Consider the following 19,239-nt stretch of genomic DNA (forward strand, 5'->3'; position numbering starts at 1 on the left):
GGAATTTAATCTTGACGATGACCTACTCTCACATGGGGAAACCCCACACTACCATCGGCGATGCATCGTTTCACTACTGAGTTCGGGATGGGATCAGGTGGTTCCAATGCTCTATGGTCGTCAAGAAATTCGGGTACTGAGTCGTGACAAGAATGCCTCGCTTCAGCAAATTGGGTATGTGACAGCTTTCGGTGTTTTGTGAGATTCGAACTTTCGGTTCTATCGTCTTCACACACCGCAATCTGCTGCTCTGTATTAAAGAGCCGACGCAAATTGCTTGGGTGTTATATGGTCAAGCCTCACGGGCAATTAGTATTGGTTAGCTCAACGCCTCACAGCGCTTACACACCCAACCTATCAACGTCGTAGTCTTCGACGGCCCTTCAGGGAACTCAAGGTTCCAGTGAGATCTCATCTTGAGGCTAGTTTCCCGCTTAGATGCTTTCAGCGGTTATCTATTCCGAACATAGCTACCCGGCAATGCCACTGGCGTGACAACCGGAACACCAGAGGTTCGTCCACTCCGGTCCTCTCGTACTAGGAGCAGCCCCTCTCAAATCTCAAACGTCCACGGCAGATAGGGACCGAACTGTCTCACGACGTTCTAAACCCAGCTCGCGTACCACTTTAAATGGCGAACAGCCATACCCTTGGGACCGGCTTCAGCCCCAGGATGTGATGAGCCGACATCGAGGTGCCAAACACCGCCGTCGATATGAACTCTTGGGCGGTATCAGCCTGTTATCCCCGGAGTACCTTTTATCCGTTGAGCGATGGCCCTTCCATACAGAACCACCGGATCACTAAGACCTACTTTCGTACCTGCTCGACGTGTCTGTCTCGCAGTCAAGCGCGCTTTTGCCTTTATACTCTACGACCGATTTCCGACCGGTCTGAGCGCACCTTCGTACTCCTCCGTTACTCTTTAGGAGGAGACCGCCCCAGTCAAACTACCCACCATACACTGTCCTCGATCCGGATAACGGACCTGAGTTAGAACCTCAAAGTTGCCAGGGTGGTATTTCAAGGTTGGCTCCACGCAGACTGGCGTCCACGCTTCAAAGCCTCCCACCTATCCTACACAAGCAAATTCAAAGTCCAGTGCAAAGCTATAGTAAAGGTTCACGGGGTCTTTCCGTCTAGCCGCGGATACACTGCATCTTCACAGCGATTTCAATTTCACTGAGTCTCGGGTGGAGACAGCGCCGCCATCGTTACGCCATTCGTGCAGGTCGGAACTTACCCGACAAGGAATTTCGCTACCTTAGGACCGTTATAGTTACGGCCGCCGTTTACCGGGGCTTCGATCAAGAGCTTCGCGTTAGCTAACCCCATCAATTAACCTTCCGGCACCGGGCAGGCGTCACACCCTATACGTCCACTTTCGTGTTTGCAGAGTGCTGTGTTTTTAATAAACAGTCGCAGCGGCCTGGTATCTTCGACCGGCATGAGCTTACGGAGCAAGTCCTTCACCCTCACCGGCGCACCTTCTCCCGAAGTTACGGTGCCATTTTGCCTAGTTCCTTCACCCGAGTTCTCTCAAGCGCCTTGGTATTCTCTACCCAACCACCTGTGTCGGTTTGGGGTACGGTTCCTGGTTACCTGAAGCTTAGAAGCTTTTCTTGGAAGCATGGCATCAACCACTTCGCTAACTAAAAGTTAGCTCGTCATCAGCTCTCGGCCTTAGAATCCCGGATTTACCTAAGATTCCAGCCTACCACCTTAAACTTGGACAACCAACGCCAAGCTGGCCTAGCCTTCTCCGTCCCTCCATCGCAATAACCAGAAGTACAGGAATATTAACCTGTTTTCCATCGACTACGCTTTTCAGCCTCGCCTTAGGGACCGACTAACCCTGCGTCGATTAACGTTGCGCAGGAAACCTTGGTCTTTCGGCGTGGGTGTTTTTCACACCCATTGTCGTTACTCATGTCAGCATTCGCACTTCTGATACCTCCAGCAAGCTTCTCAACTCACCTTCACAGGCTTACAGAACGCTCCTCTACCGCATCACTTACGTGATACCCGTAGCTTCGGTGTATGGTTTGAGCCCCGTTACATCTTCCGCGCAGGCCGACTCGACTAGTGAGCTATTACGCTTTCTTTAAAGGGTGGCTGCTTCTAAGCCAACCTCCTAGCTGTCTAAGCCTTCCCACATCGTTTCCCACTTAACCATAACTTTGGGACCTTAGCTGACGGTCTGGGTTGTTTCCCTTTTCACGACGGACGTTAGCACCCGCCGTGTGTCTCCCATGCTCGGCACTTGTAGGTATTCGGAGTTTGCATCGGTTTGGTAAGTCGGGATGACCCCCTAGCCGAAACAGTGCTCTACCCCCTACAGTGATACATGAGGCGCTACCTAAATAGCTTTCGAGGAGAACCAGCTATCTCCGAGCTTGATTAGCCTTTCACTCCGATCCACAGGTCATCCGCTAACTTTTCAACGGTAGTCGGTTCGGTCCTCCAGTTAGTGTTACCCAACCTTCAACCTGCCCATGGATAGATCGCCCGGTTTCGGGTCTATTCCCAGCGACTAGACGCCCTATTAAGACTCGCTTTCGCTACGCCTCCCCTATTCGGTTAAGCTCGCCACTGAAAATAAGTCGCTGACCCATTATACAAAAGGTACGCAGTCACCCAACAAAGTGGGCTCCCACTGCTTGTACGCATACGGTTTCAGGATCTATTTCACTCCCCTCTCCGGGGTTCTTTTCGCCTTTCCCTCACGGTACTAGTTCACTATCGGTCAGTCAGTAGTATTTAGCCTTGGAGGATGGTCCCCCCATATTCAGACAAAGTTTCTCGTGCTCCGTCCTACTCGATTTCATGACTAAGAGATTTTCGCGTACAGGGCTATCACCCACTATGGCCGCACTTTCCAGAGCGTTCCGCTAATCTCAAAGCCACTTAAGGGCTAGTCCCCGTTCGCTCGCCACTACTAAGGGAATCTCGGTTGATTTCTTTTCCTCAGGGTACTTAGATGTTTCAGTTCCCCTGGTTCGCCTCTTACGCCTATGTATTCAGCGTAAGATAACCATCTTATGATGGCTGGGTTCCCCCATTCAGACATCTCCGGATCAAAGTCTGTTTGCCGACTCCCCGAAGCTTTTCGCAGGCTACCACGTCTTTCATCGCCTCTGACTGCCAAGGCATCCACCGTATGCGCTTCTTCACTTGACCATATAACCCCAAGCAATCTGGTTATACTGTGAAGACAACATTCGCCGAAAATTCGATAATACTCAAAACTGAGTAACTCACAAATTTTACCTTAGCCTGATCCGTTACCAGTGAAAGTAACGTTCAGTCTATCTTTCTATCACATACCCAAATTTTTAAAGAACGATCTAATCAAAGACTAGAAATCAACATTCACCATCAACCTGATGGAATGCTCATTTCTAAGCTTTCATAACGTAGAAGCAGTAGTGGTGGAGCCAAACGGGATCGAACCGTTGACCTCCTGCGTGCAAGGCAGGCGCTCTCCCAGCTGAGCTATGGCCCCGTATTTCTACAGGCGTTTCCCACACAAAATTGGTGGGTCTGGGCAGATTCGAACTGCCGACCTCACCCTTATCAGGGGTGCGCTCTAACCAACTGAGCTACAGACCCAATTTCGGGCTGCTTCTTATCGTCTTCTTCAATGAATCAAGCAATTCGTGTGGGAACTTATGGAGCAGCTGATGTCGTCGATTAAGGAGGTGATCCAGCCGCAGGTTCCCCTACGGCTACCTTGTTACGACTTCACCCCAGTCATGAATCACACCGTGGTAACCGTCCTCCCGAAGGTTAGACTAGCTACTTCTGGTGCAACCCACTCCCATGGTGTGACGGGCGGTGTGTACAAGGCCCGGGAACGTATTCACCGCGACATTCTGATTCGCGATTACTAGCGATTCCGACTTCACGCAGTCGAGTTGCAGACTGCGATCCGGACTACGATCGGTTTTATGGGATTAGCTCCACCTCGCGGTTTGGCAACCCTCTGTACCGACCATTGTAGCACGTGTGTAGCCCAGGCCGTAAGGGCCATGATGACTTGACGTCATCCCCACCTTCCTCCGGTTTGTCACCGGCAGTCTCCTTAGAGTGCCCACCATTACGTGCTGGTAACTAAGGACAAGGGTTGCGCTCGTTACGGGACTTAACCCAACATCTCACGACACGAGCTGACGACAGCCATGCAGCACCTGTCTCAATGTTCCCGAAGGCACCAATCTATCTCTAGAAAGTTCATTGGATGTCAAGGCCTGGTAAGGTTCTTCGCGTTGCTTCGAATTAAACCACATGCTCCACCGCTTGTGCGGGCCCCCGTCAATTCATTTGAGTTTTAACCTTGCGGCCGTACTCCCCAGGCGGTCAACTTAATGCGTTAGCTGCGCCACTAAAAGCTCAAGGCTTCCAACGGCTAGTTGACATCGTTTACGGCGTGGACTACCAGGGTATCTAATCCTGTTTGCTCCCCACGCTTTCGCACCTCAGTGTCAGTATTAGTCCAGGTGGTCGCCTTCGCCACTGGTGTTCCTTCCTATATCTACGCATTTCACCGCTACACAGGAAATTCCACCACCCTCTACCATACTCTAGTCAGTCAGTTTTGAATGCAGTTCCCAGGTTGAGCCCGGGGATTTCACATCCAACTTAACAAACCACCTACGCGCGCTTTACGCCCAGTAATTCCGATTAACGCTTGCACCCTCTGTATTACCGCGGCTGCTGGCACAGAGTTAGCCGGTGCTTATTCTGTCGGTAACGTCAAAACAGTTACGTATTAGGCAACTGCCCTTCCTCCCAACTTAAAGTGCTTTACAATCCGAAGACCTTCTTCACACACGCGGCATGGCTGGATCAGGCTTTCGCCCATTGTCCAATATTCCCCACTGCTGCCTCCCGTAGGAGTCTGGACCGTGTCTCAGTTCCAGTGTGACTGATCATCCTCTCAGACCAGTTACGGATCGTCGCCTTGGTGAGCCATTACCTCACCAACTAGCTAATCCGACCTAGGCTCATCTGATAGCGCAAGGCCCGAAGGTCCCCTGCTTTCTCCCGTAGGACGTATGCGGTATTAGCGTCCGTTTCCGAACGTTATCCCCCACTACCAGGCAGATTCCTAGGCATTACTCACCCGTCCGCCGCTCTCAAGAGAAGCAAGCTTCTCTCTACCGCTCGACTTGCATGTGTTAGGCCTGCCGCCAGCGTTCAATCTGAGCCATGATCAAACTCTTCAGTTCAAACATCTTTGGGTTTTTAAGAAACCCTAAACTTGGCTCAGCAATCGTTGGTTACATCTTTGATTTCTCGCGGAGTAACTTGTGATGCTGATAATCTTGTTGACTATCAGTCTGACTCCACAAGCACCCACACGAATTGCTTGATTCAGTTGTTAAAGAGCGGTTGGTTAAGATCTTTCGTCTCAACCGAGGCGCGCATTCTACAGCAGCCTCATTTGCTGTCAAGTGATTATTTTCAGAAGCTTTCGAAGATTTCTTCAACAACTTCAACCACTTGCGCTTCCGATCTCTCGTTAGCGGGAGGCGAATTCTACAGCGTTACACGCTGCTGTCAACACCTCTTTTTCTCCGCTTTCGACCGAGAGGATCGAAACGTTAATAGAGCCAAACTACACTGCCCTACCAACTCCTTCTGGGCTTCGATGAACTGAAGCAACTCGCTATCGAAACCTACATAACTCTTTGTTTACCAAGGAATTTTCCGTTTCGACTGCGCCGGAAGTGGGGCGAATTATAGACAGATATAAATCGCCGTCAACACTTAATTTGAATTTTCTATCAAGCCACCTGAAGTCTCCTGAATCCGCCCTCTATATAGAGTCACACAGTGATAACTGAGCAATATATTGCTCAAGACTCAACAGTTAAGCATCATAGCTCTTTCCGCTTCTCTACTATGACTTCGGACGAACACCCCCAATGACCACCCCACCCCGCAGCCTGGCTTCCGTGCTATTCCCTGTCGGCCTGCTGCTGATCGCCATGGCTTCCATTCAATCCGGCGCCTCGCTGGCTAAAAGCATGTTCCCTGTCGTCGGCGCGCAAGGCACCACCACCCTGCGCCTGCTTTTCGCCAGCGTAATAATGCTGCTTCTATTACGTCCATGGCGCGCAAAGCTGACGGCCAAGTCCCTACGCACCGTTATCATCTACGGGATGGCACTGGGCGGCATGAACTTCCTCTTCTATATGTCATTGCGCACCGTGCCTTTAGGCATTGCAGTGGCCCTCGAATTCACAGGCCCACTCGCCGTCGCCATCTACGCCTCACGGCGAGCGGTAGACTTTCTGTGGATTGCTCTTGCGATCGCTGGCCTCCTCTTGTTGATCCCAATGGGGGAAGCCAGCAGCGGCATCGACTTGACCGGCGCCGCCTACGCACTAGGGGCAGGTATCTGCTGGGCACTCTATATCCTGTTTGGCCAAAAGGCCGGCAACGACAATGGCGTCCAAACCGCCGCCCTCGGCGTAATGATCGCCGCATTGTTCGTAGCACCTATCGGCATCGTCCATGCCGGCGCAGCATTGCTGACCCCCACACTGATCCCCGTCGCCATTGGTGTCGCCGTTCTATCCACAGCCTTACCCTATACGTTGGAAATGGTCGCACTCACTCGCCTTCCTGCTCGCACCTTCGGCACCCTGATGAGCATCGAACCCGCATTTGGCGCACTCTCCGGTCTGTTCTTCCTGCAAGAACACTTGTCCCTTGCACAATGGCTGGCCATCACCTGCATTATTCTGGCCTCCGTAGGCGCCACTCTGACGATGCGCAACGAATCCAAACCGCTAGTGCCAGCCGATTGATCGTCTTTACAGGTAGCTCTGGTATTTGCCGCCCATTTAGGCCATGTTTAGGCCGTAAGCTGATGTCATTCATGGAGAATTTCGACAAGGACAGCACGAACGCCAGAATCGAGAGCGAGTAGAGCCAGCATCGGGCCTTTTTGCGAAGCGGCTATTAAGGATAGGAATGAAACGAATTTTGATACTGTTAATGGTCGTAGGCATTGCCGGTTGTGCCGCGACCACCAAGACAGAAGTGAAACGGGGCAAAAAAGGGCTGCATATCAACTGTTCCGGCCTGTCTTCCTCCTGGGACCAGTGCTACACCAGTGCAACCAATTCATGCGGCGCCAAGGGCTACCGGGTTATCGCCAAGTCCGGCGACAATTCCGAGGAGCCTGGAGACTACCCCTTCGGTATCAACCCTGCCGGCTACACCAGCCGCAGCATGATCGTGATCTGTAAATAACGGCCAGAGCAGTTCTCTTCCGACTGCTCCACACCGACGTCCACATTAAATTCCTGATACTGGCCGGGCCATTCGCGACGCTGCAGCTAGACTCCTGCTCGACATTCGAGCCAATGGAGTTCCCATGACACACAACAAGAAAATCGTATTGGTAGTGGGTGCCGGTGATGCAACCGGCGGCGCCATTGCCAAGCGCTTCGCCCGCGAAGGTTACGTGGCCTGTGTCACCCGTCGCAGTGCCGATAAGTTGCAGCCCTTGGTAGACAGCATCGAATCGGCGGGAGGCGAGGCCCATGGTTTCGCCTGTGATGCACGTAAAGAAGAAGACGTCATCGCGCTGATCGAACAGATCGAAACCGAACTGGGGCCCATTGAAGCCTTCATTTTTAACATCGGCGCCAATGTGCCCTGCAGTATTCTCGAAGAAACCGCGCGCAAATACTTCAAGATCTGGGAGATGGCCTGTTTCTCGGGTTTCTTGAACGCTCGCGAAGTGGCTAAACGCATGGTGACACGCAACCGAGGCACCATCCTGTTCACCGGCGCAACTGCAGGCTTACGCGGAGCAGCAGGTTTTGCCGCGTTCGCCGGCGCCAAGCACGGCATCCGAGCGCTCGCGCAAAGCATGGCGCGAGAATTGGGGCCCAGGAATATCCACGTCGCCCATGTGGTGGTCGACGGCGCTATCGACACTGACTTCATTCGCGACAATTTCCCGCAAAAATACGCCCTGAAAGATCAGGACGGCATACTCAACCCCGAACACATTGCCGACAACTATTGGTACCTGCACAGCCAACCACGCGACGCCTGGACCTTCGAACTGGACCTGCGCCCCTGGAATGAACCCTGGTAAGCACGCCCCATAACAATAAGCAGCGAGTATCGACCATGAGTAAAACCCTGGAATTCTTCTTCGACCTCGGCAGCCCCGCCACGTACCTGGCCTACACCCAACTACCTGCCCTGTGCGCCGAAACCGGCACACAGTTGGTGTATCAGCCGATGCTATTGGGCGGCGTGTTCAAAGCCACCGGCAATGCCTCCCCGATCACCGTCCCGGCCAAAGGTCGCTACATGTTTGATGATCTGGCGCGATACGCCCAGCGCTACAAGGTGGCGCTTAAGTTCAACCCGCACTTCCCGATCAATACCTTGGTGCTGATGCGTGCAGTTACCGGCATCCAAATGCGCCAGCCCGAACGCTTCCACGCCTTTATCGACTGCCTGTTCCGCGCCCTTTGGGTGGAAGGCCGTCATCTGGGTGATCCTGCCGTGGTGGCAACCGTGCTTGCCGAGCATGGTTTTGATGCGCAGGAAGTGTTGGAACTGGCCAACGATGAAGCCGTTAAGGCCGCTCTAAAGGACAAAACCGAACAGGCAATTCAACGCGGCGTGTTCGGTGCGCCCAGCATGTTTGTAGGCGATCAGTTGTTCTTCGGTCAGGACCGTCTGGAATTTGTGCGCGAAGCCCTCAGCTAGTCGTCGATTGTCAACAGCCCTTGAGCACCGCTTGCGAGCAGATCGCAAGCGGTGCTTGTTGGGTCCCAATCAAATAGCCGCCGTACGCACCTGCAACCACTCCAATGCAGCACCACTGAGCAACGGGCTCAAGCGTTCCCGCACTTCGGCGTGGTAACCGTTAAACCACTCTCGCTCGTCCGTCGTCAGCAACGACGGTTCCAGGCAACGGGTGTCGATCGGGCACAAGGTCAGGGTTTCAAACTTGAGGAACTCGCCAAACTCGGTTTTGCCCGCTTCACGGTTCAACACCAGGTTTTCGATACGCACCCCCCAACGGCCCGGGCGATAAGTACCCGGCTCAATCGAGGTGATCATGCCTGGCTGCATTGCGGTTTGCGGCGCAGTGGCGGCTTGATAAGCGATCACTTGCGGGCCTTCATGCACATTCAGGAAATAACCTACGCCGTGACCGGTGCCGTGGCCGTAGTCCACGCCTTCCGCCCAGATCGGCGCACGCGCAATCGAATCCAGCAGCGGTGACAGAATGCCTTTGGGGAAGTGTGCACGAGACAGGGCAATCACGCCCTTGAGCACGCGCGTGCAGTCACGCTTTTGCTCCTCACTCGGCGTACCGATAGGCACCATCCGCGTGATATCTGTGGTGCCGCCCAAGTACTGGCCGCCTGAGTCGATCAGCAGCAAGCCATCGCCTTCGATCAGCGCGTGCTCTTCTTCGGTAGCGTGGTAATGCGGCATCGCACCATTGGCGTTGAACGCAGCAATGGTGTTGAAACTCAGCGACACATAATCCGGGCGACGGGTGCGTGCAGCGGTCAGGTGCTCGTCGATGGTCAGCTCCGTGATGCGTTCACGGCCCAATGCACTCTCCAGCCAGGCGAAGAACTCACACAAGGCCGCACCGTCCTGCTCCATGGCTTGGCGGATATGCTCGGCGTCTGCCAGGCTCTTGCGCGATTTTGCGAGTGTGGTCGGGTTCAGCCCTTCGATTAGCTTGACGCCGGCATCAAGGTTTTCCAGCAAGCCGGCCGTCACACGCGCCGGATCGACCTGCAAGCTGGCGCCCGACGGCACTGCACGCAGTGCACCCGCCACTTCGCTGTAGTCACGCAAGATCAGCCCATCTTGCTCAAGCACCGCACGCAGTTCGGCATCGACTTTGCTCAGGGCCACAAACAACGTGGCTTGCTGCTGGTTGATCAAGGCAAAGGACACAAACACCGGGTTAAACGAAACGTCACCGCCGCGCAGGTTGAACAGCCAGGCGATGTCATCCAGGGTGGCGATGAAGTGCCAGTCGGCGCCCTTCTCTTTCAAGCTGGCGCGCAATGCGGCAAGTTTCTCGCCACGGCTGACAGTGGCTTGCGGTGGCAGATGTTGGTAGATCGGCTGGTTTGGCAAGGTCGGACGGTCTTGCCAGACTTCATTCAGCAGGTCGATATCGGTACGCAAGCGCGCGCCGCGCTCTGCCAGCTTGCCGCCCAGGGTACGCGCCGACGCTACAGCCATAACCGCGCCGTCTACCGCCACCACACCACCTTCCGGGGTTTGCTCGGCCAGCCACTCCAGCGGGCCGGGTTGGCCTGGCTGCAACTTCACTAACTCAATACCACTGCCCTTGAGTTCCTTGGTCGCCTGTTCCCAGTAACGGCTATCTGCCCAGACACCCGCGAAGTCCGGGGTGACAATCAGCGTCCCCACCGACCCATGAAACCCCGACAACCATTGCCGCCCCTGCCAGTAACCCGGCAAGTACTCGGACAAGTGCGGGTCGGCCGATGGCACCAACAAGGCGTGGATGCCCTCGCGGCGCATCAGTTCGCGGGTATGTGCCAGGCGCTGGGGAACCGTTCCATGGGTCAAAGGCTGTGTACTCATTGTGTCTCCTGCTAACCACTAATAATTGTTGTGTGTTGCGAGAAAAATCAGACCGCCCAGAACGCCGGTGCGCTGGCCAGAGCGGCTTTGATCAGTTGCACGGCCTGATCGATATCCTGCTCGGTGGTAAACCGGCCCAAGCTCAGGCGAATGGTACGACCGGCGCTGCGAGCATCATGGCCCAGAGCCAGAAGCACGTGGGACGGGGCGTTGCTTGCCGAGTTACAGGCAGAGGTCGCGGAAAAGGCGATACCCGCGCTCAATGCAGCGGAATTGAATTCGCCTTCGTTGAACGTGAGGCTGAGCGTGTGGGGAATACGTTGCGTGAGGCTGCCATTGAGGCGCACACCGGCGATCGTCTCCAACTGATCCAGCAAGCGTTGACGCAACGCCACGATCACCGCCTTCTCTTCGGCAAACGACTGCGCCGCCAAAGCGAACGCCGTGCCCATCCCCGCAATCTGGTGAGTCGCCAGCGTGCCGGAGCGCAACCCGCCCTCGTGCCCACCGCCGTGAATCTGCGCCAACACCTTCTGCTGCGCCCGAGGCCCGACGTACAACGCGCCGATACCCTTTGGGCCATAGAGTTTGTGGGCGGAAAATGACATCAAATCCACCGGCCACTCAGCCAGGTTGATGGCCACCTTGCCCGCCCCTTGCGCCGCGTCCACATGCAACAACGCGCCATGTTTACGCACTTTTGCGCCGATGGCCGGGATGTCGTTGAGGGTGCCCAGTTCGTTGTTCACCAGCATCAACGACACCAGAAAAGTGTCCTCACGCAACGCCTCGCTCACAGCCTCGGCGCTGATCAGCCCTTCGGCATCCGGCACCAGGTAGGTCACGGCCACCCCGGCTTCCTGCAACTGCCGCGCGGTGTCCAACGTGGCCTTGTGCTCGATCTGACTGGTGATGATATGCCCACCCGCCAAGCCGCGAGCCTGGGCCACACCTTTGATCGCAAGATTGTTGGACTCAGTGGCTCCGGAGGTCCAGACGATCTGCTCGGGCTGGGCGCCCACCAACTCGGCCACCTGGCGACGTGCCTGCTCAACCGTTTGCCGGGCCGCCTGGCCGAACGCATGGGAACTGGACGCAGGGTTACCGAAATTGGCATTGAAGCCCAAACACTCAACCATCACCTGAATGACCCGCTCATCCACCGGCGTGGTGGCGGCGTAGTCGAAATACAACGGACGTTTATTCATGACGTTAAAGACTCGCAGAGCGTGTTCCCGAGAGCAACGTCTCAGGGGCATCGACCGGAACAGAGGTCGTCAGGTTTAACCAATCGAATGCCATTAAAGAAGGACCACTTTATGTAAATGTGCGTAGGAACGCTCCTGAAATTCAGCTTAACAGGCTGAAGTAGCCCCATGGCAAACAAAAAGCCCGAGGTTCCTTGTGGGAAACCTCGGGCTTTTTGCCATAGAACGCGGGCTCAACTGGGACGACCATGCAGGGCCACACTGCGTTCGGCGTTCATTTCGCCCTGGCGATCAAAGCCGAAGGGTTTCTGTGGCTGGCCGGTCAGCGCGGCGCGCTGCTGCTGATATTCATCAAACGACAAGCCACGACGGCTCAATGCTTCCAGGGCCAGTTGTTTGGTTTCTTCGGCGGTGTAGGGGCGTAATTCAGGTGAAGGATGAGTCGCACAACCGGCGAGAACGGAGCTGACAACTAACAAGGAAACAGCGAGAAAACGGTTCATGGCGAGGGCCCTGCGAAGGATGTTTTAAGTCAATGAACACAGGCTACTCCCGCCCCTGCACAGTGAAAAATCACCACTCGTGATAGTTGCTATCAACCGTTCAGACACCTTCGATAGCGCCCGTTAATATTCACTTATGATCTATTAATATGGAAATACGTTCATTTACGGAATAAAAGTAACCCTCTATAAATGCCTCTGCACCGAGTCGCCACTGTTCGCCACGCAACTGTTGCCTAGGCAACAGTCATTCAACAAAACATCAGGCAGACAACAGCTTCATGTTTCAGCAGTGAACCCGCAACCCCGCCAATCAAGGCTTGTAGCCGTTGGTACAGCTCTTGCTCAAGCCGTTTCACTTCTCCTGCTATGAACCACTGTTGAAAAAGGAACTGCTCATGACCCGTCCCCTGAATGTCGTTGCCCTCTCCGGCGGAACCTGGCGCCCGTCCCGTACCCTGGTGCTGACCCAAGCGGTGCTGGCCGAACTGGCCACCTTGCTGCCGATCCAGGCCACCCTGATCGAACTCGGCGACATTGCCCGCCCCCTGGGCGGCGCGCTGTCGCGTGATGAACTACCGGCTGAGGTCGAGGCGCAACTGTTGGCCATCGAACAAGCCGACCTGCTGATTGTCGCCGCACCGGTTTATCGCGGTTCATACCCTGGCCTGCTCAAGCACCTGTTCGATCTGGTCGGCCTCAACGCGCTGATCAACACGCCCGTATTGCTCGCAGCCACTGGCGGCAGCGAACGCCACGCACTGGTACTCGATCACCAGCTAAGACCGTTATTCAGCTTCTTCCAGGCATTGACCTTGCCGATCGGCGTGTACGCCACCGAAGCCGACTTCACCGACTACCAAATAACCAGCGAATTATTAAAAGCCCGTATTCAACTGGCCGCAGAACGTGCAGCGCCTTTGTTCACTGCGCACTCCCCCTCTCTGCTGAAAATCGCTTAAGGATTTGTCATGGATGTTTTCTGGTTTCTGCCGACTCATGGCGACGGTCATTACCTGGGCACCACTCAAGGCGCTCGGCCGGTCACCCTCAATTATCTGAAGCAAGTCGCCCAAGCGGCTGACAGTCTGGGTTACCACGGCGTGCTGATTCCTACCGGACGCTCGTGCGAAGACTCCTGGGTGATCGCCTCGGCGCTGGTGCCGCTGACGGAACGCCTGCGCTATCTGGTGGCAATCCGTCCGGGCATCATCTCGCCCACCGTCTCCGCGCGCATGGCGGCCACCCTGGATCGCCTGTCCAATGGCCGTTTGCTGATCAACGTGGTGACCGGCGGCGACCCCGACGAAAACCGTGGCGACGGCAGCTTCCTTGACCACAGCGAACGCTACGAAGTCTCCGACGAATTCCTCAGAATCTGGCGTCGCGTGTTGCAGGGCGAATCGGTGGATTTCGAAGGCAAGCACTTACGCGTACAGAACGCCAAGGCACTTTACCCACCGGTGCAGAAGCCTTATCCACCGTTGTACTTCGGCGGTTCTTCCGACGCCGCCCACGACCTCGCCGCCGAACAGGTAGACGTGTACCTGACCTGGGGCGAGCCACCCGCCGCCGTCGCGGAAAAACTCGCGGACGTGCGTGAGCGGGCTGCGCGCCACGGCCGTACCGTGAAGTTCGGCATTCGTCTGCATGTGATCGTGCGCGAGACCGAAGAAGACGCCTGGAAAGCCGCCGACAAACTGATCGAGCACATCAGCGACGAAACGATCGCCGCCGCGCAAAAATCCTTCTCGCGTTTTGACTCCGAAGGCCAGCGCCGCATGGCCGCCTTGCACGATGGGCGCCGCGACAACCTAGAAATCGCCCCCAACCTGTGGGCCGGTGTCGGCCTGGTGCGTGGCGGAGCCGGTACGGCGCTGGTGGGCAACCCGCAGCAAGTGGCCGAGCGCATCAAGGAATACGCCGACCTGGGTATCGAGAGCTTCATCTTCTCCGGCTATCCGCATCTGGAAGAGGCCTATCGCTTCGCCGAGCTGGTGTTCCCGCTGCTGCCGGAACCCTACGCGAGCCTCGCCGGACGTGGCATCACCAACCTCACTGGCCCGTTTGGCGAAATGATTGCCAACGATGTACTGCCAGCCAAGGCCTGATCGGCAGACCAGCAGGGACGGCCTCGCCCGTTCCTGCCTATAAAGAGGAAACCCCGTGACAGCCAAACCCCACAGCGCCCTGCCATCGCCTCTGCAGACTGCCAAATTACTCGCCGCCGAATTCGCCCTGACTGCCGTCGAACGCGACGAGCGCGGCGGAACGCCCAAAACCGAACGTGACGCCCTACGACAAAGCGGCCTGCTGGCCCTGAGCATTCCCACCCAATACGGCGGCCTCGGCGCGCGTTGGAGCGAAACCCTGGGCATCGTGCGTGAATTTGCCAAGGTCGACAGTTCCATCGCCCATGTCTTCGGCTTCCACCACCTGATGCTCGCCACCGTGCGTCTGTTTTCGCGCCCGGACCAATGGCAACCCTGGTTCGAACAAACCGCGCGCAAGAACTGGTTTTGGGGTAACGCGCTCAACCCGCTGGACACGCGCACGGTGGTCAAGGACTTCGGCGGCTGGCGCGAGTTCTCCGGCAAAAAAAGCTTCTGCTCCGGCGCCAGCGATTCGGAAATGCTCATTGCCTCGGCAGTCGATGAAAGCGCCGGCGGCAAGCTGCTGATCGCCGCAATCCCCAGCGGGCGCAGCGGCATTACCTTGCACAACGATTGGAACAATATAGGCCAGCGCCAGACCGACAGCGGCAGCGCCAGCTTCGAGCGGGTGCGCGTCGAGGAGTCGGAATTGTTGCTCGACCCAGGCCCGCTGAGCACGCCTTTCGCCTGTCTACGCCCGCTGATCGCCCAGTTGACCTTCACCCATATGTTCCTCGGCATTGCCGAAGGCGCCTTTGAAGAAGCGCGCAACTACACCCTCACCGAAACCCGCTCATGGCACAAATCCAGCGCCAACGACGTGCGTCAGGACCCTTACGTGCTCCACCACTACGGCGAGTTCTGGGTTGCTTTGGAAGGCGTGCGCTTGCTGGTAGAACACGCAGCCGATCTGCTCGACCAGGCATGGGCGAAAGGCCCCAACCTCAGCGAACACGAGCGCGGCCAACTGGCGATTGCGATCGCCACCGCCAAGGTTGCCGCGACTCGCCAAGGCCTGGACCTGTGCAGCCGCCTGTTTGAAGTCACCGGCGCGCGCTCCACCCACGCGTCGCTGCGCCTGGACCGTCACTGGCGCAACCTGCGCACGCAAACCTTGCACGACCCGGTGGACTACAAACTCCACGAACTGGGGGACTGGGCGTTGAACCAATCCCTGCCGATTCCGACGTTCTACTCCTAAGAGAGGTGCCCATGCAGCTTTTAACCCTACCGCCCTCGCCTGCCCTCGCGACCTCGATCCGCGCCACGGCCCAGGTCTTCGAGGACCCGAAATCCCAGGCGCTGCTCGCCCACATCCAGCAAGTAGCACCCAGCGAAGCCAGCGTACTGATCATCGGCGAGACCGGAACCGGTAAAGAGCTGGTGGCGCGCCACATCCACAACCTCAGCGCGCGGCGTAACCGGCCCTTTGTGGCGGTGAACTGCGGGGCGTTCTCTGAATCCCTGGTGGAAGCCGAACTGTTCGGCCATGAAAAAGGCGCCTTCACCGGCGCCCTTAGTGCCAAAGCCGGCTGGTTCGAAGAGGCCGACGGCGGCACCTTGTTCCTCGATGAAATTGGCGACTTGCCGATGGCGATCCAGGTAAAACTGTTACGCGTGTTACAGGAGCGCGAAGTGGTGCGCCTGGGCTCGCGTAAGAGCATTGCGATTGATGTGCGCGTACTTGCCGCGACCAACGTGCAGTTGGAAAAGGCCATCAACGCCGGGCATTTCCGCGAAGACCTCTACTACCGCCTCGACGTGGTCAGCCTGGAGCTCAGCCCGCTGCGCGAGCGGCCCGGCGATATCCTGCCGCTGACCCGACATTTCATCGAAGCCTACAGCCAGCGCTTGGGCTATGGCCCGATCACCATCAGCCGCGAGGCCGAACACAAGCTCAAGAGCTACAGCTGGCCAGGCAATATTCGCGAACTGGAAAACGTGATTCACCACACCTTGCTGATCTGCCGTAACGGTGTGATCGAACGCGATGACTTGCGCCTGTCGAACATGCGCATCGAGCGTCAGGACGACAGCCAGCACGGCACCGACAACAGTGCCGAAGCGTTGCTGGAGCGCGCCTTTCAAAAACTCTTCGAGGAACAGGCCGGCGCTCTGCATGAAAAGGTCGAAGACGCGCTGCTACGCGCCGCCTACCGCTTCAGCCATTACAACCAGGTACACACCGCCAACTTACTGGGCCTTAGCCGCAACGTCACACGTACCCGCCTGATCAAAATCGGTGAGTTGGCGGTGAACAAGCGCCGGCCCGGGGAGAATGTGCAAGGTGAGCGGATGTTGCACCTATCCATTTAGTCGGCAGTGCAACGCGTTGTCATGGCTGCGCTCGAAGCTGCGCAGCACCTGGAACGAACCAAAGGTCACAGCCGTGGCCTGGTGGGCGCGAATCAGTGTCCAGAAATCTTCCTCGCCGTGCTCAAAGCATTTAAAGGCAGCCTCGCCGTCCTCACGCGACTGCCATTGCAGGTAGTTGAGCACCCGTCGCCCGTCATCGCTGACCTGCACGCTCGCATTGATAAACCCGCCATGGCCTTGGGCCAAACGTTCGCTTTGGGTGGACAAAGCCGCCACCAGGGCCCATTGCTGCTGGGGTTCGATCTGAAACTCGATCAATTGAGTGAAGCTGCGATTCTTCTCTGATACCTGCATGAACACTCCCCTCTCTCTGTAGGCAGAATCTTGCGATTCGATGCCACGCAGGGTAAAACCTCTAGTTAAGTCAAGGTCAAGCACTTATCCGGAGTTTTTATGGTTGCCAAGGAACTCACCGTCGGCCAATTGGCCGCCCGCAGTGGCGTGGCGGTCACGGCTCTGCATTTCTACGAGTCCAAGGGGCTGATCAAGAGCAATCGCAATGCCGGTAACCAGCGGCGTTATCCACGGGATGTGCTGCGGCGAGTGGTGGTGATCAAGATCGCCCAGCGCTTGGGCATTCCGCTGGCAACGATTGGCGCAGCACTGCACACCTTGCCGGATGGGCGCACGCCCACCACGCAGGATTGGGAACGGCTGTCGGCGCTGTGGCGCGAAGACCTGGATGAACGTATCAACAAGCTGATGTTGCTGCGGGACAAGCTCAGTGGGTGTATTGGCTGCGGGTGTTTGTCGCTGGAGGCGTGCCCGTTGCGTAACGGGGGTGACCAGCTTGGTGAGCATGGGCCAGGGGCTCAGTTGCTGGAGCCAACCACACAATCCTGAAGTGAAAACCCGATCAATGTAGGAAAACTGGCTTGCCAGCGCCTACATTGATCTGCGGTGGGCTTAGAAACCCGGGGCGATCTGGCCCTTGTAGCGCGTCAGGATGAACTGGCGCACTTCATCGGAGTTCAACGCCTTGGCCAGTTTCTGGATACGCGGGTCGTTGATGTTGTCCGGTCGCGCCACTAGGTACTCGACGTACAAGGATTTGCCCTTTTCCACGATCAACGCACTGTTGGTATCAATCCCCGCTTCCAGTGCGTAGTTGGCAAACACAAACGCCAGGTCCACCTGGCTCACCGAGCGGGCCAGCAAGGCGCCTTCCAGTTCGCGGATTTTCAGATGCTTGGGGTTTTGCGCAATATCGCGCGGCGTGCTGAGGGTGTTGCTCGGATCTTTGAGCTTGATCAACCCGGCCTCATCCAACAGCACCAGGGCGCGGCCGGTGTTGACCGGGTCGTTGGGGATGGACACGGTGGCGCCGTCCTTCAATTCAGAGATGTTTTTGATCCGCGTCGAGTAAGCGCCAAATGGCTCGATGTGCACCCCCACCACCGGCACCAGGTCAGTGTGACGGGTCTTGTTGTAGTCATCGAGGAACGGGCGGTACTGGTAGTAATTGGCGTCGATGTTTTTCAGCGCCAGTTGCTGGTTGGGCTGAATGAAGTCGGTAAAGACCTTGATCTGTAGATCCACACCCTCCTTGGCCAACACCGGTTTAACGAACTCGAGAATTTCCGCGTGTGGCACGGGGGTAGCACCCACCACCAACTTTTCGTTGGCGAAGGCCTTGAACGACAGGACAGCAGCCAAAATGGCCAGGGATTTTTTCATGATTGCTCCGAAGGCAGCTTTATAAGCATTAACGGCGGCTATAACGCGCCACCAAACGATCACCGGTCATCTGCAGGGCCTGCACCAGCACCAGCAAAAGCACCACGGTGACCACCATCACGTCGGTCTGGAATCGCTGGTAGCCGTAGCGAATCGCCAGGTCACCCAGGCCTCCGCCGCCAATCACCCCGGCCATGGCGGTGTAATCCACCAGCACAATCGCGGTAACCGTTACCGCCGCCAGCAGCCCACCACGGGCTTCCGGCAACAGCGTGTGGCGAATCACCTGCCAGGTACTGGCGCCCATCGACTGAGTAGCCTCGACCACGCCGCGGTCGACTTCGCGCAACGCGGTTTCCACCAGCCGCGCAAAGAACGGCGTACACCCAACTACCAGCGGCGGGATGGTGCCCGGCACGCCCAGGGAAGTGCCCACCAGCAAGGTGGTCAGCGGGATCAACACAATCAGCAAGATGATGAACGGCAGCGAACGCAGCACGTTGACCACCACCGACAACAACCGATACACCACCAGCGCTTCATGCAACTGGCGTTTACCGGTGAGAAACAACAACACCCCGAGTGGCAACCCCAGCAACACGGTAAAACCCAAGGCTGCGGCGAGCATGCTCAGGGTTTCCAGGCAGGCTTGGCCGATGTCGGCCCAGTAGATGTTTTTGAACAGTTCGGCCATGA

General features: G+C 56.7%; 15 protein-coding genes, 2 tRNA genes and 3 rRNA genes. 9 read left to right on the plus strand and 11 right to left on the minus strand.

Going from position 1 to position 19,239, the window contains the following annotated elements; genetic code table 11:
* Window positions 1–9 precede the first annotated feature (9 nt).
* The 5 genes from rrf to BFL40_RS14840 form a co-directional block, all read right to left on the minus strand.
* Window positions 10–125, minus strand: a 5S ribosomal RNA gene (gene rrf / locus BFL40_RS14820).
* Between the two features lie 163 nt (window positions 126–288).
* A 23S ribosomal RNA gene (locus BFL40_RS14825) occupies window positions 289–3,180 on the minus strand.
* A 249-nt stretch (window positions 3,181–3,429) separates the two neighbouring features.
* Window positions 3,430–3,505 (minus strand) — tRNA-Ala (locus tag BFL40_RS14830).
* Window positions 3,506–3,535: 30 nt separating this feature from the next.
* Window positions 3,536–3,612 (minus strand) — tRNA-Ile (locus tag BFL40_RS14835).
* Window positions 3,613–3,694: 82 nt separating this feature from the next.
* A 16S ribosomal RNA gene (locus BFL40_RS14840) occupies window positions 3,695–5,231 on the minus strand.
* The 16S, 23S and 5S rRNA genes sit together here with 2 tRNA genes alongside, the layout of an rRNA operon.
* Window positions 5,232–5,930: 699 nt before the next feature.
* Here BFL40_RS14840 and rhtA point away from each other — a divergent pair.
* The 4 genes from rhtA to BFL40_RS14860 all read left to right on the plus strand — a co-directional run bounded on the left by rhtA (window position 5,931) and on the right by BFL40_RS14860 (window position 8,748).
* On the plus strand, window positions 5,931–6,818 hold the full coding sequence (gene rhtA, locus BFL40_RS14845; RefSeq protein ID WP_071484707.1) for a threonine/homoserine exporter RhtA: 888 nt from the start codon (window positions 5,931–5,933) through the stop codon (window positions 6,816–6,818).
* A gap of 166 nt (window positions 6,819–6,984) precedes the next feature.
* Window positions 6,985–7,266 carry a hypothetical protein gene (locus BFL40_RS14850; RefSeq protein WP_053255332.1) on the plus strand — a complete coding sequence of 94 codons (282 nt, stop codon included), beginning with the start codon at window positions 6,985–6,987 and terminating at the stop codon, window positions 7,264–7,266.
* Window positions 7,267–7,390: 124 nt separating this feature from the next.
* Window positions 7,391–8,122, plus strand: coding sequence for an SDR family oxidoreductase (locus BFL40_RS14855; protein WP_071484708.1), 732 nt, complete (start codon window positions 7,391–7,393; stop codon window positions 8,120–8,122).
* Window positions 8,123–8,157: 35 nt separating this feature from the next.
* The gene (locus BFL40_RS14860; RefSeq protein ID WP_071484709.1) at window positions 8,158–8,748 is read left to right on the plus strand and encodes a 2-hydroxychromene-2-carboxylate isomerase; all 591 of its coding nucleotides are present in this window, start codon (window positions 8,158–8,160) and stop codon (window positions 8,746–8,748) included.
* Window positions 8,749–8,817: 69 nt separating this feature from the next.
* Here BFL40_RS14860 and BFL40_RS14865 read toward each other — a convergent pair whose 3' ends face one another.
* From BFL40_RS14865 to BFL40_RS33020, 3 genes are all read right to left on the minus strand, one after another.
* Complete coding sequence (locus BFL40_RS14865; RefSeq protein WP_071484710.1) at window positions 8,818–10,626, minus strand: aminopeptidase P family protein; 1,809 nt, start codon at window positions 10,624–10,626, stop codon at window positions 8,818–8,820.
* A 47-nt stretch (window positions 10,627–10,673) separates the two neighbouring features.
* Window positions 10,674–11,834 (minus strand): cysteine desulfurase family protein, encoded by a 1,161-nt coding sequence (locus tag BFL40_RS14870; RefSeq protein WP_071484711.1) that lies wholly within the window; start codon window positions 11,832–11,834, stop codon window positions 10,674–10,676.
* A 233-nt stretch (window positions 11,835–12,067) separates the two neighbouring features.
* A complete protein-coding gene (locus tag BFL40_RS33020) occupies window positions 12,068–12,337 on the minus strand; it encodes a hypothetical protein (RefSeq protein WP_074851719.1) in 270 nt (89 codons plus the stop codon).
* A gap of 398 nt (window positions 12,338–12,735) precedes the next feature.
* Here BFL40_RS33020 and msuE point away from each other — a divergent pair, with 398 nt between their 5' ends.
* From msuE to BFL40_RS14890, 4 genes are read left to right on the plus strand one after another with little or no spacing between them, the layout of a single operon-like run.
* Window positions 12,736–13,299 (plus strand): FMN reductase, encoded by a 564-nt coding sequence (gene msuE, locus BFL40_RS14875; protein WP_071484760.1) that lies wholly within the window; start codon window positions 12,736–12,738, stop codon window positions 13,297–13,299.
* Window positions 13,300–13,308: 9 nt separating this feature from the next.
* Window positions 13,309–14,448, plus strand: a complete 1,140-nt coding sequence (gene ssuD / locus BFL40_RS14880) for an FMNH2-dependent alkanesulfonate monooxygenase (RefSeq protein WP_071484712.1) — start codon at window positions 13,309–13,311, stop codon at window positions 14,446–14,448.
* Between the two features lie 55 nt (window positions 14,449–14,503).
* Complete coding sequence (locus BFL40_RS14885; protein ID WP_071484713.1) at window positions 14,504–15,691, plus strand: acyl-CoA dehydrogenase family protein; 1,188 nt, start codon at window positions 14,504–14,506, stop codon at window positions 15,689–15,691.
* Window positions 15,692–15,702: 11 nt separating this feature from the next.
* Window positions 15,703–16,806 (plus strand): sigma-54 interaction domain-containing protein, encoded by a 1,104-nt coding sequence (locus BFL40_RS14890; RefSeq protein WP_071484714.1) that lies wholly within the window; start codon window positions 15,703–15,705, stop codon window positions 16,804–16,806.
* Here BFL40_RS14890 and BFL40_RS14895 read toward each other — a convergent pair.
* Window positions 16,795–17,160, minus strand: a complete 366-nt coding sequence (locus tag BFL40_RS14895; RefSeq protein WP_071484715.1) for an antibiotic biosynthesis monooxygenase — start codon at window positions 17,158–17,160, stop codon at window positions 16,795–16,797. The genes BFL40_RS14890 and BFL40_RS14895 overlap by 12 nt on opposite strands.
* Before the next feature lie 99 nt (window positions 17,161–17,259).
* Between BFL40_RS14895 and soxR the strand changes: the two genes are divergently transcribed.
* Complete coding sequence (soxR, locus tag BFL40_RS14900; protein WP_071484716.1) at window positions 17,260–17,709, plus strand: redox-sensitive transcriptional activator SoxR; 450 nt, start codon at window positions 17,260–17,262, stop codon at window positions 17,707–17,709.
* A gap of 63 nt (window positions 17,710–17,772) precedes the next feature.
* Here the strand turns inward: soxR and BFL40_RS14905 are convergent, their stop codons facing one another.
* A complete protein-coding gene (locus tag BFL40_RS14905) occupies window positions 17,773–18,543 on the minus strand; it encodes a MetQ/NlpA family ABC transporter substrate-binding protein (protein ID WP_071484717.1) in 771 nt (256 codons plus the stop codon).
* 28 nt (window positions 18,544–18,571) lie between these two features.
* Window positions 18,572–19,237, minus strand: a complete 666-nt coding sequence (locus tag BFL40_RS14910; protein ID WP_016980232.1) for a methionine ABC transporter permease — start codon at window positions 19,235–19,237, stop codon at window positions 18,572–18,574.
* Window positions 19,238–19,239: the final 2 nt, after the last annotated feature.

This window comes from Pseudomonas costantinii (assembly GCF_001870435.1).
Lineage (GTDB): Bacteria > Pseudomonadota > Gammaproteobacteria > Pseudomonadales > Pseudomonadaceae > Aquipseudomonas > Aquipseudomonas costantinii.